This is a genomic window from Azospirillum sp. B2RO_4 (assembly GCF_051124815.1).
Taxonomy (GTDB): domain Bacteria; phylum Pseudomonadota; class Alphaproteobacteria; order Azospirillales; family Azospirillaceae; genus Azospirillum.
Map to the genome: position 1 here is coordinate 386,179 of NZ_CP118485.1, position 13,205 is coordinate 399,383.

Consider the following 13,205-nt stretch of genomic DNA (forward strand, 5'->3'; position numbering starts at 1 on the left):
ATCGGCGGACTCTCCATTGGGATGACCCTCCAGCACGACCGAGACAGTGCAATGTTGCAAGGCTATGCTGCGGCAAAACGCCCCCGATAGAGGGGCAACGTCGTGCAGGCGGTGCGGTCATGGAGTTCGTCGTTCTACTGCTGATCTTCGGCTTCATCACCCACCGGCTGGACCGGCGGTTGAAGGCGCAGGAGGCGGAAATCGCCAAACTGCGCGGCCGGCTGGACAAGGCGCTGGCCGGTGCCTTGCCGCTTTCCGCCGCCGAGGCCGCTCCCGCGGAAGAGGCCGTCCCCGAGGTCGAAACGCTTCCCCCGCCGGAGGTCGCCGAACCGGTCTTCGCATCCGAAGCGGAAGAGCCGGCGCCACCACCGCCCGCCGCACCGGCCCCGGCGCGGTCGGGCTGGCGCGAGCTGGAGGAATCGCTGGCCTCGCGCTGGCTGATCTGGCTCGGCGGCGGCACCATGGCGCTGGCGGCGGCCTTCTTCATCAAGCTGTCGGTCGATCACGGCTGGCTTGGGCCGGGCGTGCGTGTCGCGCTGGGCCTGCTCGCCGGCTTCGCGCTGATGGTGGGGGGAGAGTGGCTGCGCCGCCGGCCGATGCAGCGCGCCGTCGCCGCCCTGCAGCCGGATTACGTGCCGCCGGCCCTGACCGCCGCCGGCCTGTTCACCGCCTTCATCAGCGTCTATGGCGGCTTCGCCCTGTTCGGCCTGTTCGCCCCGCTGGTCGCCTTCGCGCTGCTGGCCGCCCTGTCGTTGATCGGCATCGGGCTGTCGCTGCTGCAGGGGCCGCTCATCGCGGCGCTGGGGCTGCTTGCCGGTTATGTCTCTCCCCTTCTGGTGTCGACGGGCGATCCCGACGCCTGGGGCCTGTTCGCCTATCTGCTGGCGCTTAACGGGGCCGGGATGGCGGTGGTGCTGTATCGCGGCTGGCGCTGGCTCGGCTGGGGCGCGCTGACCGGTGCGGCGCTGTGGCCGCTGCTCTGGCTGATCGACCCCTGGCGCAGCGGCGACGCGCTGCCGACCGGCATCTATCTGTTGCTGACCTCCGCCCTGTTCCTGGTGCCGGCGGTGCTGGGCGTGCTGGACCAGACGCCGCCCGAGCCCGCCCCCGCCACCGGCTGGCGCCGGGCATTGCCCGACTGGATCCGGCGCAAGCAGCGGCACCCCGCCGACCGGCTGGCGATGATGGCGATGAGGCTGTTCGGCCTGCTGGTCGCCGCCGTCACCTGGATCGACGACCACGGCTCGGTGTCGCTGATCGCGCTCGGCCTGTTCGCCCTGCTGGCGATGATCGCCGGCCGGCGGACGGAGCGGATCGCCGGCGTCGCCTGGATCGCCGCGCTGACCGTGCTGCTGTCCCTGGCGCCCTGGAGCCTGCCTTATGTCCCCGCCAGCCCGCCGCCGCTGAATGCGGACGGCCAGCCGCTGATCGTCGTCGATCCTGCCGGCTATCCGGCGGCGGTCGCGCATTTCCTGTGGGTGGCAGGTGGCTTCGCCGCGCTGTTCGGTATCGGCGGCTTCATCGCCCTGTGGGACGCGCGGCGGGCCGCCCTGTGGGCGTCGCTGTCGGCGCTGGTGCCGCTGGCCCTGCTGACGCTGGCCTATGCCGTGGTGGCGCCGCCGGAGACCGCAATCGGCTGGCCGGCCGCCGCGCTTGCGCTTGCCGCCCTGCTGGTCGGCGCCACCACGCCGCTGGCCCGCCACCGCCACCGGCCGGGCGCCTCGCTGGGACTGGCCGCCTTCGCCGCCGGGGCCACCGGCGCCATCGCGCTCGGCGCCACCATGGTCCTGCAGGAGGCGTGGCTGACCGTGGCGCTGGCGATGCAGGTGCCGGTGCTGGCATGGCTGGAGCGGCAGCTGAATCTGCGCGAGCTGCGCGGCGTCACTTTGCTGGTCGCGGTCGCGGTGCTGGTGCGGCTGGCGGTCAACCCGTATGTGCTGGATTACGAAGGCTATGGCTGGATCGCCTACGGCTATGGCCTGCCGGCCCTGGGCTTCCTGGCGGCGGCACGCTGGATGCGCTCGGCGCCGGATGCCCGAGGAAAAGATCGGGGTGGCGACGATCTGGTGGTGATGGTGCTGGAGGCCGGCGCCCTGATCTTCACCACCCTGATGCTGTCGCTGGGCATCCACCGCTGGATGTCCGGCAGCCTGGAGGAGGCGCCGTCCACCCTGGCGGAGGTGTCGCTGCACACCCTGTCCTGGCTCGGCCTCGCCCTGCTGCTGGCGGCCGACCGGCGGTGGAGCGCGCGGCCCGTCGCGGTGTGGGGCCGTCGCCTGCTGGTTCTGCTGGCCGCCTTCAACGTCGTCTTCCTGCATCTGACCGCGCTGAACCCGCTGTGGAATTTCGAATGGGTCGGCACCTGGCCGGTGGTCAATCGGCTGCTGCTGGCTTATGGCGCGCCGGCCGTGCTGGGGCTGGTCTATCTGTGGTACGACCCGCCGCCGTCGCGTGCCCTGCGCAGTGCCGCGCCGGTGCTGCCGCTGCTGCTGATCGCCACCAATCTGGCGCTGGAGATCCGCCGCGCCTTCCAGGGGCCGGTCCTTGCCGGCTATGGGGTGTCGGACGCCGAATGGTACAGCTATTCCGCCGGCTTCCTGCTGTTCGCGGTGGCGATGCTGGTGGCGGGCATCCGCTTCGGTTGGGGCTGGATGCGCCATGCCGGGCTTGTCCTGGTGCTGGCGGTGGTCGCCAAGGTGTTCCTCAGCGACATGTCCGACCTGGAGGGGATGTACCGCGTCGCCTCCTTCCTCGGCCTCGGCCTCTGTCTGGTCGGCACCGGCTGGCTCTATCAGCGGCTGCTGCGCCCAACCATCACTCCGGGCGTCCCTCCGGCCGCCACCCCGCCGGCCACGCCGGGCGAATGATCTGTTGGACCAACGGACTCATTGACAGGCCGGGCGCGGGACGCTCCCATACGGGCAAGGATGGGCCGGGGCAAACCCGGCCCGTGCAACCGGAGGAGCAGCGCATATGGCAAGCGACACCCACGGCAACGCCTATCCCATCCTGCCCGACGGCGAGGAGGGCTTCACCGTCGAGGCGGCGCGGATGAAGTTCGGCCCCGGCATGCTGGCCGAGCTGGGCGGCGACGCGCTGTCGCTGGGCATGACGCGGGTGGCGCTGTTCACCGACCCGCGGGTTGCCGCAACCGACCCCTTCGCCATGGCGCTCGACTCGCTGAAACGGGCCGGCGTCGATCCGGTGGTCTATGACCGCTGCCGGGTGGAGCCGACCAGCGCGTCCTTCCTCGACGCCGCCGATTTCGCGCGGGACGGCGGCTTCGACGGCTATGTCTCGATCGGCGGCGGATCGGTGATCGACACCGCCAAGGCGGCGAACCTCTACGCCACCTATCCGGCCGACTTCCTCGCCTACGTCAACAAGCCGCTGGGGGAGGGCATCCCGGTGCCCGGCCCGGTCAAGCCGCACATCGCCTGCCCGACCACCTGCGGCACCGGCAGCGAGACCACCGGGGTCGCCATCTTCGACCATGTGGAAAAGCAGGTGAAGACCGGCATCTCGTCGCGCTATCTGCGGCCGAGCCTTGCCGTCGTCGATCCGCGCACCATCGACAGCCTGCCGCCCGGCGCCATCGCCGCCACCGGCTTCGACGTGCTGACCCACGCCATCGAGAGCCACACCGCGCGCCCCTTCCGCTCCCGCCCGCGCCCTGAGTCGCCGACGGCCCGCCCGCCCTACCAGGGCGCGAACCCGTGGTCGGACATCGGCAGCCTGCAGGCGATCCGGCTGGGCGGGCAATGGCTGGAACGGGCGGTCAACGACCCCGACTGCGCCGAGGCCCGCGACGCCCTGATGTTCGCGGCGACGCTGGCCGGTCTGGCCTTCGGCAATGCCGGCGTCCACATCCCGCACGCCATGTCCTATTCGGTGGCCGGGATGAACCACAGCTTCACCGCGACCGGCTACGAGACGGTGGACCCGATGGTGCCGCACGGCATCTCGGTGGTCCTGAACGCCCCCGCCGCCTTCCGCTTCACCGGCCCGGCCGCCCCCGAGGCCCATCTGCGCGCCGCCGAGGCACTGGGGGCGGATGTGCGCGGCGCCGCGCCGGAGGATGGCGGCGAGTTGCTGGCGACACGGCTGATCTCGATGATGCGGGCGACGGGGTTGCCGAACGGCCTGTCGGCGCTGGGCTATGGCGAGGCCGACATTCCGGGTCTGGTGCGCGGCGCGTCTGCGCAGCAACGCTTGCTGACCATCGCCCCGCGCCCGGTGTCGGAGGACGACCTGCGCGGGCTGTATGCGGACGCGATGCGTTACTGGTGAGCGGGTGGATAAAGCCCTCTCCCGTCCCTCTCCAAGCCGCGAAAGATCCCCTCTCCCCCCCGGGGAGAGGGTTAGGGTGAGGGGGTCGCATGGCGAGGATCCTCGGAATGGCCACGCAATGCATTCCCCTCACCCCAACCCTCTCCCCGGGGGGGAGAGGGGGATAGCGCCTGTTTTCCCGCGCACGATTGCCCCGGACACGGGCCTGATATAGGAATTACAACCTATATCCGCGCGGAGTCCCCATGCCCCCCGTTGCCCGGTTTCCCGCCCCGTTCACTGCTCCCCTCCGCCATCGCGCGGACGACGTGGAACAATTGAACAGGGTCCGGAAAACCGTTTCACGGTGTTTCAAACGTTCCATCCACCCCCGCACAACAGGGGTGCCGACCTCAGAACTGTTCCTCGCTCAGCGCCATCACCGTGTTGCGGGCGCTGGCGATGGTCGGCAGCAGCGCCGGGGCGGTCGCCAGCACCTGCTCGGCGTAGAAGCGCGCGACGATCAGCTTGGTCTCCAGGAAGGAGGCGTTGGCGCCGGGCTGGCGCATGCCCTCCATCGCCTTCATCGCCGAGCGCGCCAGCATCCAGCCGCCGGCCACACTGCCCCACAGCTTCAGATACGCCACCGCACCGGCCGCGGCCCCCTGCAGGTCGCCCTCCGCCTGGGTGGCGACCATCCAGTCGATGGCCTTGTCCAGAGCATCCAGCCCGGACGACAGTTCCGTGCGGATCACCGCGAGGTCGTCGCCGGGAGCGGACCCGAGTTCCGCCACCGTCGCGCGCATGTCGGCGACGAAGGCTCTCGCCGCCGCGCCCTTGTCGCGGCCGGTCTTGCGGAAGGTCAGGTCGTTGCCGTGGATGCCGTTGGTGCCCTCATAGATCGGGGTGATGCGGGCGTCGCGGTAATGCTGGGCGGCGCCGGTCTCCTCGATGAAGCCCATGCCGCCATGGATCTGCACGCCGGTGGACGCCACCTCGCAGCCGATGTCGGTCGACCACGCCTTGACGATGGGGGTCAGCACATCGACCCGCGCGGTCGCGGCGGCGCGGACGCCCGCGTCCTCGTGGTGGCGGGAGATGTCCAACTGCGTGCCGGCATAGAGCGCCAGCGCGCGCGCCGCCTCGGTCTTGGCGCGCATGTCCAGCAGCATGCGGCGCACGTCCGGATGCTTGATGATGGCGACGCCGGAGCCCTTGGGATCGGCCAGATCCTTGCTCTGCACGCGGGTCTTGGCGTAGTCGCGGGCCTGCTGGTAAGCGCGCTCGGCGATCGCGACGCCCTGGATGCCGACGCCGAGCCGGGCGTTGTTCATCATCGTGAACATGTATTCGATGCCGCGGTTCTCCTCGCCGACGAGGTAGCCGATGGCGCCCTCGTCGTCGCCATAGGCCATCACCGCGGTCGGGCTGGCCATGATGCCCAGCTTGTGCTCCAGGCTGGCGCAGCGCAGGTCGTTGCGCTGGCCGGGGGTGCCGTCGGCGTTGGGCAGGAACTTCGGCACGATGAACAGGCTGATTCCCTTGATGCCGGCCGGGGCGTCGGGCAGGCGGGCCAGAACCAGATGGACGATGTTCTCCGTCAGGTCATGCTCGCCGTAGGTGATGAAAATCTTCTGGCCGGTGATGCGATAGCTGCCGTCGCCGGCCCGCACCGCCCTGGTTCGCACCGCGGCAAGGTCGCTGCCCGCCTGCGGTTCGGTCAGGTTCATCGTCCCGGTCCATTCGCCGGAAATCATCTTCGACAGATAGACCGCCTTCTGCTCGGCGCTCGCATGCTCCGTCAGCAGGTCGACAGCGCCCTGGGTCAGCAGCGGGCACAGGCCGAAGGACAGGTTGGCCGCCTGCCACATCTCGTTGACCGCGAAGGCGACCGTCCAGGGCAGGCCCTGCCCGCCATACTCCGGCTCGAAGGGCAGGCTGTTCCAGCCGGCCTCGGTGAACTGGCCATAGGCCTCCTTCCAGCCGGTGGCGGTGCGGACGACGCCGTTCTCCAGCTTCGCCCCCTCCTTATCGCCCACCCGGTTCAGCGGGGCGAGCACGCCGGAGGCGAATTTGCCGGCCTCTTCCAGGATGGCGTCGACCAGATCGGGGGCGGCGCTGTCGCAATGGGGCAGGGCGGCGATGGCGTCGAGGCCGACCACCTCGTTCAGGACGAAGCGCAGATCGTCGACCGGAGCGGTGTAGGTCATGGCGGGGCGAATCTCCCAGGGAAGGATTGTTTGGTTTACCTATACGTTAACATACAGCATCGGATGGCACTTGGCGAGAGGGCGGGATGCCGCGTCAATTATCTCCCTCTCCCCCCGGGGAGAGGGTCGGGGTGAGGGGGATGCAATTCGGGATTTTTGCGAAGGTCCTGCCGCGTTTCCCCCTCACCCTAACCCTCTCCCCGGGGGGGAGAGGGGATCTTGAGGCTAGGCTCCGGAAGCAATCGTATCAACCCTCCACACGATTGGCACGGCGTCTGCATAGGAGTGGCTGCCTCCCATCGGGGCCATCACACGGGGATCGACCCATGACCTACGCATCCGCACTCGGCAACCTCAGCAACGCAGCCACCCAGGCCGCCGGCGCCACCCGCGGCCCGGCCAATGTGGAGGCCGCCGTGCGCAATGCCAGCGCGAAGACGGGGGTCGATTTTTCCTACCTCATGGAAAAAGCTGCCGTGGAGAGCGGGTACCGCACGGACATAAAGTCCTCCTCGTCGTCCGCGACGGGGCTCTACCAGTTCATCGACAGCACCTGGCTGCAGACGATGAAGGAGCATGGCGCCGACCATGGCTATGGCAAATACGCCAACGCTATCCAGACCCGCGGCGACGGCCGGCCCTATGTCGCCGATCCGGCGATGAAGAAGGAGATCCTGGAACTGCGCAAGGACCCGACCGCGTCGGCCCTGATGGCCGCGGAATACACCCGCGACAACAAGGAGTATCTGGAGGAGACGGTGGACGGGAAGATCGGCTCGACCGAGCTGTATCTGGCGCATTTCCTCGGGGCCGGCGGCGCGTCGAAGTTCCTGAACGCGATGCAGGAGAACCCCGGCCGCACCGCCCGCGACGTCTTTCCCGACGCCGCCGCCGCCAACAAGAACGTCTTCTACGACAAGGCCACCGGCAAGGCGAAGTCGCTGAAGGAGATCTATGACCGCTTCTCCGCCAAATTCTCGGAGAACCCGCTGGCCAACTTCGCCCCGGCCCAGGTGGTGAACGACGCGGTGCGCAAGCAGGACATGCCGGACGGCTTCACCACCCAGGTGCCGATGGCGCCGGCCAAGTCGCTGAACGGAACACCGCTGTCGATCTATCAGGTGCTGGCGCTGAACGCGTTGGAAACCCCCGACGAGGTCGACAGCGTCAGCGGCCGTCCGGCCCGGCTGCGCGACAAGGACCACCGCCGCATGCGTGACGAGCCGGTACGCACCGACCAGACGGCCGGCAACGGCGTCGCCATGGGCTTCGGGCTGGGGCTGGGCCGCATCGTCGGGTCCGAATCGGCGACGCCGGTTGCCTCGGCCACCGCGGGCGCCGCCGGGACCGCCGGGGTCGCCAAGGCTGCCTGAGCGCGGCTGCCGGACTGGCGGAGGGTCAAAATGCCCTACGCTGGCGCTTTGACTTGACGGCCGGATGGGTGCAAGGTCGCGCCGTTTTTTGGCGCTCACCCCTCAGGACCGATCATGAGCAACCAGCAGCCCGCCGTCACCTTCGAGGAAATCCGCGCGCTCGTGCGCAACCTGCCCGGCCCCGACCTGGAGGCCGGCACCGCGGCCCTCCAGCGCGAACGGCAGCTGACCAAGCCGGCCGGTTCGCTGGGCCGCCTGGAGGAGATCGCGCAGTGGATGGCGACGTGGCAGGGTCAGCACCCGGCCGAGGTTCGCCGCCCGCGCGTCGCCGTCTTCGCCGGCAACCACGGCGTGGCCGCCCGCGGCGTCTCGGCCTATCCGGCCGAGGTGACGGTGCAGATGGTCGCCAACTTCCAGAATGGCGGCGCCGCGGTCAACCAGCTCTGCGAGGTGGCCGACGCCGACCTCCGCGTCTATGAGCTGGACTTGGAGAACCCGACCGCCGACTTCACCCAGGGCCCGGCCATGGGTGAAGAGGAATGCTGCCGCACCATGGCCTACGGCATGATGGCGGTGGAGATGGGCGTCCAGCTGCTGGCGCTGGGCGAGATGGGCATCGCCAACTCGACCTCGGCGGCCGCGATTTGCCTGGCGCTGTTCGGTGGCGAGGCGGCCGACTGGACCGGCCGTGGCACCGGCATCGACGATGCGGGGCTCGCCCGCAAGATCGCCGCGGTGGAGGCCGGCGTCGCCGCCAACCCGCAGGCGAAGGACGACCCGTTCGAGGCGCTGCGCTGCCTGGGCGGCTACGAGTTCGCCGCCATCGCCGGCGCCATCCTGGCCGCCCGCGTCGCCCGGGTTCCGGTGCTGCTCGACGGCTTCGCCTGCACCGCCGCCGCCGCCGTGCTCTACAAGGCCGACCGCCGCGCGCTCGACCACTGCATGGTCGCCCACCGCTCGGTGGAGCCGGGCCACACCCGGCTGATGCAGGCCATCGGCAAGGAGCCGCTGCTCGATCTCGGCATGCGCCTGGGCGAGGGATCCGGCGCGGCGCTGGCGATCAACATCGTCAAGTCGGCCGTCGCCTGCCATGCCGGCATGGCGACCTTCGCCGATGCGGGCGTCAGCACGCAGGGGTGATGGTGGGTCAATGTGGTGTGAGGGCGGTCCTTGCCCTCACAACATCCCGTCCGCCAGATCACTGATCGCCGCCGACAGGAACAGGTCCAGCATCACCAGCGCGGCGGCGGCCAGACCCGACAGCGACAGGGCGGTGCGCAGCACGAACCACTGGTAGGTCAGCAACGCCATCATCACGCCGAAGACCAGCGCTTCGGACACGCCCGACGGCAGCAGGCCGGTGGCGGACAGCACGATGGTCGGCAGGTAGATCGCCATCTGCACCACCGCCGACCAGTTGTAGGCGGTCAGCGTGCCGGGATAGAGCTGCTCCTTGCCCATCAGCGACGCGATGCGGAAAAGGGCCAGCGGGAAGGCGGTCCAGCTGACGACATAGGCGATGCCCTCCACCGTCACCAGTTGCAGGATCGGCGTACCGTCCAACTGGTCCCACAGCCGGATTGCCAGCAGCAGCGCGTAAGCGGGCAGAACCACCAGCGCCGCATAGAAGGAGTTCAGCGCCCCGTCCGGCGTGCGATCGAAGAACTCCATCCCCGTCCGGTCGAAGCGGGCCAGCCGCCACGCGCCGGTCAGGGCGGACAGGATGGCGGGGGTGGTCAGCGGCATCGTGGCGTCCCGGTCAGGCTTTTCACCCGGCAAGGCGCGTGAACACGCCCTTCAGGATCGATTCGTAGATGGCGGTCAGCTGGCGCAGATCCTCCACCGAGCAATATTCGTCCACCTTGTGCATGGTCTGGCCGACCAGCCCGAACTCCACCACCGGGCAGACATTCTTGATGAAGCGGGCATCCGACGTGCCGCCGGTGGTCGAATACTCCGGACGGCGCCCGGTCACCCCCTCCACCGCCTCGGCCACCAGTTCGGTCAGCGGGCCGGGCGGGGTGACGAAGCTGTCGCCGGAGCAATACACCTCCAGCTCATAGGCACCGCCGACGGCGTCGAAGGTGCGGCGCAGCCACGCCTCGATGCCGGCCGGGGTGTGGGCGTCGTTGAAGCGGATGTTGAAGGTCGCCTTGCCCTGCGCCGGTATGACGTTGGTCGCCTTGTTGCCGACGTCGATGGTGGTCAGCGCCAGGGTCGATGGCTGGAAATGCGCCGTGCCCTCGTCCATCGGGTGTTCGGTGATGGCGGCCAGCATGCGGACCAGCCGCGGCAGCGGGTTGTCGGCCAGATGCGGATAGGCGACGTGCCCTTGCGCGCCGAACACGGTCAGGAAGCCGCTCAGGCTGCCGCGCCGGCCGATCTTGATCATGTCGCCCAGCGCCTTGGGGTTGGTCGGCTCCCCCACCACGCAGGCGTCGATGCGCTCGCCGCGCTCGGCAAGCCAGTCCAGCACCTTGCGGGTGCCGTTGATCGCCACCCCTTCCTCGTCACCGGTGATCAGCAGGCTGATCGAACCGGCGGGCGGTCCGTCCTGCAGCCGGCGCGATACGGCGGCGACGAAGGCGGCGATGGCGCCCTTCATGTCCACCGCGCCGCGGCCGAACAGGCGCCCGCCCATCACCTCGCCGGCGAAGGGATCGACCGTCCAGCCCTTGTCGCCCGGCGGCACCACGTCGGTGTGGCCGGCGAAGCAGAAGTTGGGCCCTTCGGTGCCGAGTCGGGCATAGAGGTTCTCCACCGGCTCCGTCCCCTCCTGCTGGAAGCGCAGGCGGTGGCAGGTGAAACCCATCGGCGCCAGCGCCGCCTCCAGCACGCCCAGCGCGCCGTCGTCGCGCGGCGTGACGCTGGGGCAGCGGATCAGGTCCTGGGCGAGGGCGACGGGGTCGATGGTCATGGGCTGTCCGGTTGGTCTTTGTCGGTCAGGGGGCCGCGTCGATCTGGCGGGCGACCCATTGGCTCAGGCTGATGCCTTCCGCGGCGGCGCGCAAGGCAGCCTTCCGATGCAGTTCGGGCGTGGCGCGCACCAGCATCTTGCCGCTGAAGGGCTTGTCGGGCGTGCGGCCTTTCTCGGCGCAGATCGCCAGATATTCGTCGATGCTGCCACGGAAGCTGTCCCACAGATCCTGCGCGCCGCCGCCTTCGAAATGGATGACGTCCGACAGGCCGGCAACCGTGCCGGAGAAGGTCCCGTCCTCCGGATCGAAGTCGATGGGACCGGACACATAGCCCTTGTATTCCATCGTCATGGCGTGATCCCCGCGTTGATCAGCAGCTTGCGCACCGCGTCCACCGCACCCTTCTTGGCCTCTGGCCGGGGATGGGGACGGTAGAAGACCGCGCCGCGGTCGCGGACCTCGATCCAGACGCGGCTGCCGGCGCGCTCCTCGACGACTCCGTCCAACGCCATCACCAACGCCTCGATGTCCGCCCAGCGGATTGAAGCGGATGTCGGCCGCGCGAAAATGGCGGCAAGCGTCGCGCGATGAGCCTTGTTCATGCGGCGATGGTATTGCGGGAGGCGCCGGAAAGGCAAGGGCGATAGCGGCCTGCGCTATCGCCCCAACTGTCTGCGGCTGTCCGATCAATCCCGCAGCAGGTCGTTGATCGCCGTCTTCGAGCGGGTCTTCTCGTCGACGCGCTTGATGATGACGCAGCAGTACAGGCTCGGACCCGGGGTGCCGTCGGGCAGCGGCTTGCCGGGCAGCGAACCGGGGACGACGACCGAATAGGCCGGGATGCGGCCCATGAAGACCTCGCCGGTGTGGCGGTCGATGATCTTGGTCGAAGCGCCGATGTAGCAGCCCATCGAAACGACGGCGCCTTCCTCGACGATCACGCCTTCGACGATCTCCGAACGGGCGCCGATGAAGCAGTTGTCCTCGATGATGACCGGGTCGGCCTGCAACGGCTCCAGCACGCCGCCGATGCCGACGCCGCCCGACAGGTGGACGTTCTTGCCGATCTGGGCGCAGGAGCCGACGGTGACCCAGGTGTCGACCATGGTGCCGCTGTCGACATAGGCGCCGACATTGACGAAGCTGGGCATCAGGATGACGCCGGGGGCGACATAGGACGACTTGCGGGCGATGGCGCCGGGCAGGGCGCGGAAGCCGGCGTTCTGGAACTGGCCTTCGGTCCAGCCTTCGAACTTCGGCGGCACCTTGTCGTACCAGGACGAGCCGGCGGGGCCGCCGGGGATCATCTCGTTGGCGTTCAGGCGGAAGGACAGCAGCACCGCCTTCTTCAGCCACTGGTTGACCTTCCAGCCGTCGGCGGTCTTCTCCGCGACGCGCAGGTCGCCGGCATCGAGCGCATCCAGCGCCGCGTTCACGGCGTCGCGGACGGGGCCGGTGGTGGCGGTGGTGAGATCGGCGCGGTTTTCCCAGGCGGCGTCGATGGTGGCTTGCAGGCTGGCGTGGCTCATGGCGCGGTCGTTCTGCTGTCGATTGTCCAAGGGACGGCACCATGGAGCCGCATCGCGCCCGCTGTCAACCATACCCGCGGCCGGGATTGGCCGGTTTGCGACAAAGCGCTAACTTTGTGTTTGGCGATCGGATTCACGCTTCAAATCGATTTCGATTCTCCGCGATCCGATCTAAATCCCAGCCACCGCGGCCAGCCAGGAGGGCAGATCGTCGACCGTGTGGTCGATGTGGATGCCGGCGCCGACACCGGCCTTCTCGTATTCCTTCTCGCCGCGGACCCAGACGGTGGTCATGCCCAGTGCGTGGGCGGGGGCGAGGTTGCGGGCGATGTCCTCCACCATGCAGGCGTCGGCCGGGTCGACGCCGTGGCGTTCCACCAGCGTGGCGTAGGGGCGCGGATCGGGCTTCGGCACGAAACCACCGGCGGCGATGTCGAACACCGCCTCGAACCGGTCGAGGATGCCCAACCGGCCGGCGACATTCTCGGCATGACGGACCGAGCCGTTGGTGTAGATGATCTTGCGGCCGGGCAGGCGGCCGAGCGCATCGGCCAGCAGGGCGGAGGGCTGGACGCCGGTCACGTCGATGTCGTGGACATAGTCCATGTAGGCGACCGGATCGACGTCATGCTCCATCATCAGGCCGCGCAGCGTGGTGCCGTATTCGCGGAAGAAATGCTTCTGCCGCACCCGCGCCTCGTCCATGCCGATGTTGAAATGGGTGGCGATGAACTCGTTGATCCGGCGGTCGACCTGGGCGAACAGGTTGCAGGACGCCGGGTAGAGCGTGTTGTCGAGGTCGAAGATCCACACGGCGCGGTCGCGCAGCGCGTCGAGGGGATTGCCGGCGGATCCAGTGGGGGAGTCGGGCGCCGGAGCGGCGGGGGAGGTCGGGACGGTCATGCC

11 protein-coding genes are annotated in these 13,205 nt (G+C 69.2%); 4 read left to right on the forward strand and 7 right to left on the reverse strand.

Annotated elements, in window-relative coordinates:
• The first annotated feature begins 119 nt into the window (after positions 1-119).
• Complete coding sequence (locus PWS46_RS01670) at positions 120-2,867, forward strand: DUF2339 domain-containing protein (protein ID WP_434617212.1); 2,748 nt, start codon at positions 120-122, stop codon at positions 2,865-2,867.
• Positions 2,868-2,973: 106 nt separating this feature from the next.
• Positions 2,974-4,290: a hydroxyacid-oxoacid transhydrogenase gene (locus tag PWS46_RS01675; RefSeq protein ID WP_434617215.1), complete on the forward strand. Its 1,317-nt coding sequence runs from the start codon at positions 2,974-2,976 to the stop codon at positions 4,288-4,290.
• A 392-nt stretch (positions 4,291-4,682) separates the two neighbouring features.
• Here PWS46_RS01675 and PWS46_RS01680 read toward each other — a convergent pair whose 3' ends face one another.
• A complete protein-coding gene (locus tag PWS46_RS01680; protein WP_434617218.1) occupies positions 4,683-6,479 on the reverse strand; it encodes an acyl-CoA dehydrogenase in 1,797 nt (598 codons plus the stop codon).
• 326 nt (positions 6,480-6,805) lie between these two features.
• Here PWS46_RS01680 and PWS46_RS01685 point away from each other — a divergent pair, with 326 nt between their 5' ends.
• Both PWS46_RS01685 and cobT read left to right on the forward strand, forming a co-directional pair.
• Positions 6,806-7,852 (forward strand): transglycosylase SLT domain-containing protein, encoded by a 1,047-nt coding sequence (locus PWS46_RS01685; protein ID WP_434617221.1) that lies wholly within the window; start codon positions 6,806-6,808, stop codon positions 7,850-7,852.
• A 114-nt stretch (positions 7,853-7,966) separates the two neighbouring features.
• Positions 7,967-8,992, forward strand: a complete 1,026-nt coding sequence (cobT, locus tag PWS46_RS01690) for a nicotinate-nucleotide--dimethylbenzimidazole phosphoribosyltransferase (protein ID WP_434617224.1) — start codon at positions 7,967-7,969, stop codon at positions 8,990-8,992.
• Between the two features lie 36 nt (positions 8,993-9,028).
• Here cobT and PWS46_RS01695 read toward each other — a convergent pair whose 3' ends face one another.
• The 6 genes from PWS46_RS01695 to PWS46_RS01720 all read right to left on the reverse strand — a co-directional run bounded on the left by PWS46_RS01695 (position 9,029) and on the right by PWS46_RS01720 (position 13,202).
• Positions 9,029-9,598, reverse strand: a complete 570-nt coding sequence (locus tag PWS46_RS01695; RefSeq protein WP_434617227.1) for a hypothetical protein — start codon at positions 9,596-9,598, stop codon at positions 9,029-9,031.
• A 22-nt stretch (positions 9,599-9,620) separates the two neighbouring features.
• Positions 9,621-10,769 (reverse strand): succinyl-diaminopimelate desuccinylase, encoded by a 1,149-nt coding sequence (gene dapE, locus PWS46_RS01700; protein WP_434617230.1) that lies wholly within the window; start codon positions 10,767-10,769, stop codon positions 9,621-9,623.
• Between the two features lie 25 nt (positions 10,770-10,794).
• Complete coding sequence (locus PWS46_RS01705) at positions 10,795-11,121, reverse strand: type II toxin-antitoxin system HicB family antitoxin (RefSeq protein ID WP_434617233.1); 327 nt, start codon at positions 11,119-11,121, stop codon at positions 10,795-10,797.
• On the reverse strand, positions 11,118-11,372 hold the full coding sequence (locus PWS46_RS01710) for a type II toxin-antitoxin system HicA family toxin (RefSeq protein WP_434617236.1): 255 nt from the start codon (positions 11,370-11,372) through the stop codon (positions 11,118-11,120). The genes PWS46_RS01705 and PWS46_RS01710 overlap by 4 nt, the downstream gene beginning before the upstream one ends.
• 84 nt (positions 11,373-11,456) lie before the next feature.
• Positions 11,457-12,299: a 2,3,4,5-tetrahydropyridine-2,6-dicarboxylate N-succinyltransferase gene (dapD, locus tag PWS46_RS01715; protein ID WP_434619865.1), complete on the reverse strand. Its 843-nt coding sequence runs from the start codon at positions 12,297-12,299 to the stop codon at positions 11,457-11,459.
• Between the two features lie 171 nt (positions 12,300-12,470).
• A complete protein-coding gene (locus tag PWS46_RS01720; RefSeq protein WP_434617239.1) occupies positions 12,471-13,202 on the reverse strand; it encodes a pyrimidine 5'-nucleotidase in 732 nt (243 codons plus the stop codon).
• Positions 13,203-13,205 lie beyond the last annotated feature (3 nt).

Excerpts from the sequence above, each read along its gene's own strand:
- PWS46_RS01670 (WP_434617212.1), top strand. The coding sequence starts at position 120 with ATGGAGTTCGTCGTTCTACTGCTGATCTTCGGCTTCATCACCCACCGG.
- PWS46_RS01675 (WP_434617215.1), top strand. The coding sequence starts at position 2,974 with ATGGCAAGCGACACCCACGGCAACGCCTATCCCATCCTGCCCGACGGC.
- PWS46_RS01680 (WP_434617218.1), bottom strand. The coding sequence starts at position 6,479 with ATGACCTACACCGCTCCGGTCGACGATCTGCGCTTCGTCCTGAACGAG.
- PWS46_RS01685 (WP_434617221.1), top strand. The coding sequence starts at position 6,806 with ATGACCTACGCATCCGCACTCGGCAACCTCAGCAACGCAGCCACCCAG.
- cobT (WP_434617224.1), top strand. The coding sequence starts at position 7,967 with ATGAGCAACCAGCAGCCCGCCGTCACCTTCGAGGAAATCCGCGCGCTC.
- PWS46_RS01695 (WP_434617227.1), bottom strand. The coding sequence starts at position 9,598 with ATGCCGCTGACCACCCCCGCCATCCTGTCCGCCCTGACCGGCGCGTGG.
- dapE (WP_434617230.1), bottom strand. The coding sequence starts at position 10,769 with ATGACCATCGACCCCGTCGCCCTCGCCCAGGACCTGATCCGCTGCCCC.
- PWS46_RS01705 (WP_434617233.1), bottom strand. The coding sequence starts at position 11,121 with ATGACGATGGAATACAAGGGCTATGTGTCCGGTCCCATCGACTTCGAT.
- PWS46_RS01710 (WP_434617236.1), bottom strand. The coding sequence starts at position 11,372 with ATGAACAAGGCTCATCGCGCGACGCTTGCCGCCATTTTCGCGCGGCCG.
- dapD (WP_434619865.1), bottom strand. The coding sequence starts at position 12,299 with ATGAGCCACGCCAGCCTGCAAGCCACCATCGACGCCGCCTGGGAAAAC.
- PWS46_RS01720 (WP_434617239.1), bottom strand. The coding sequence starts at position 13,202 with ATGACCGTCCCGACCTCCCCCGCCGCTCCGGCGCCCGACTCCCCCACT.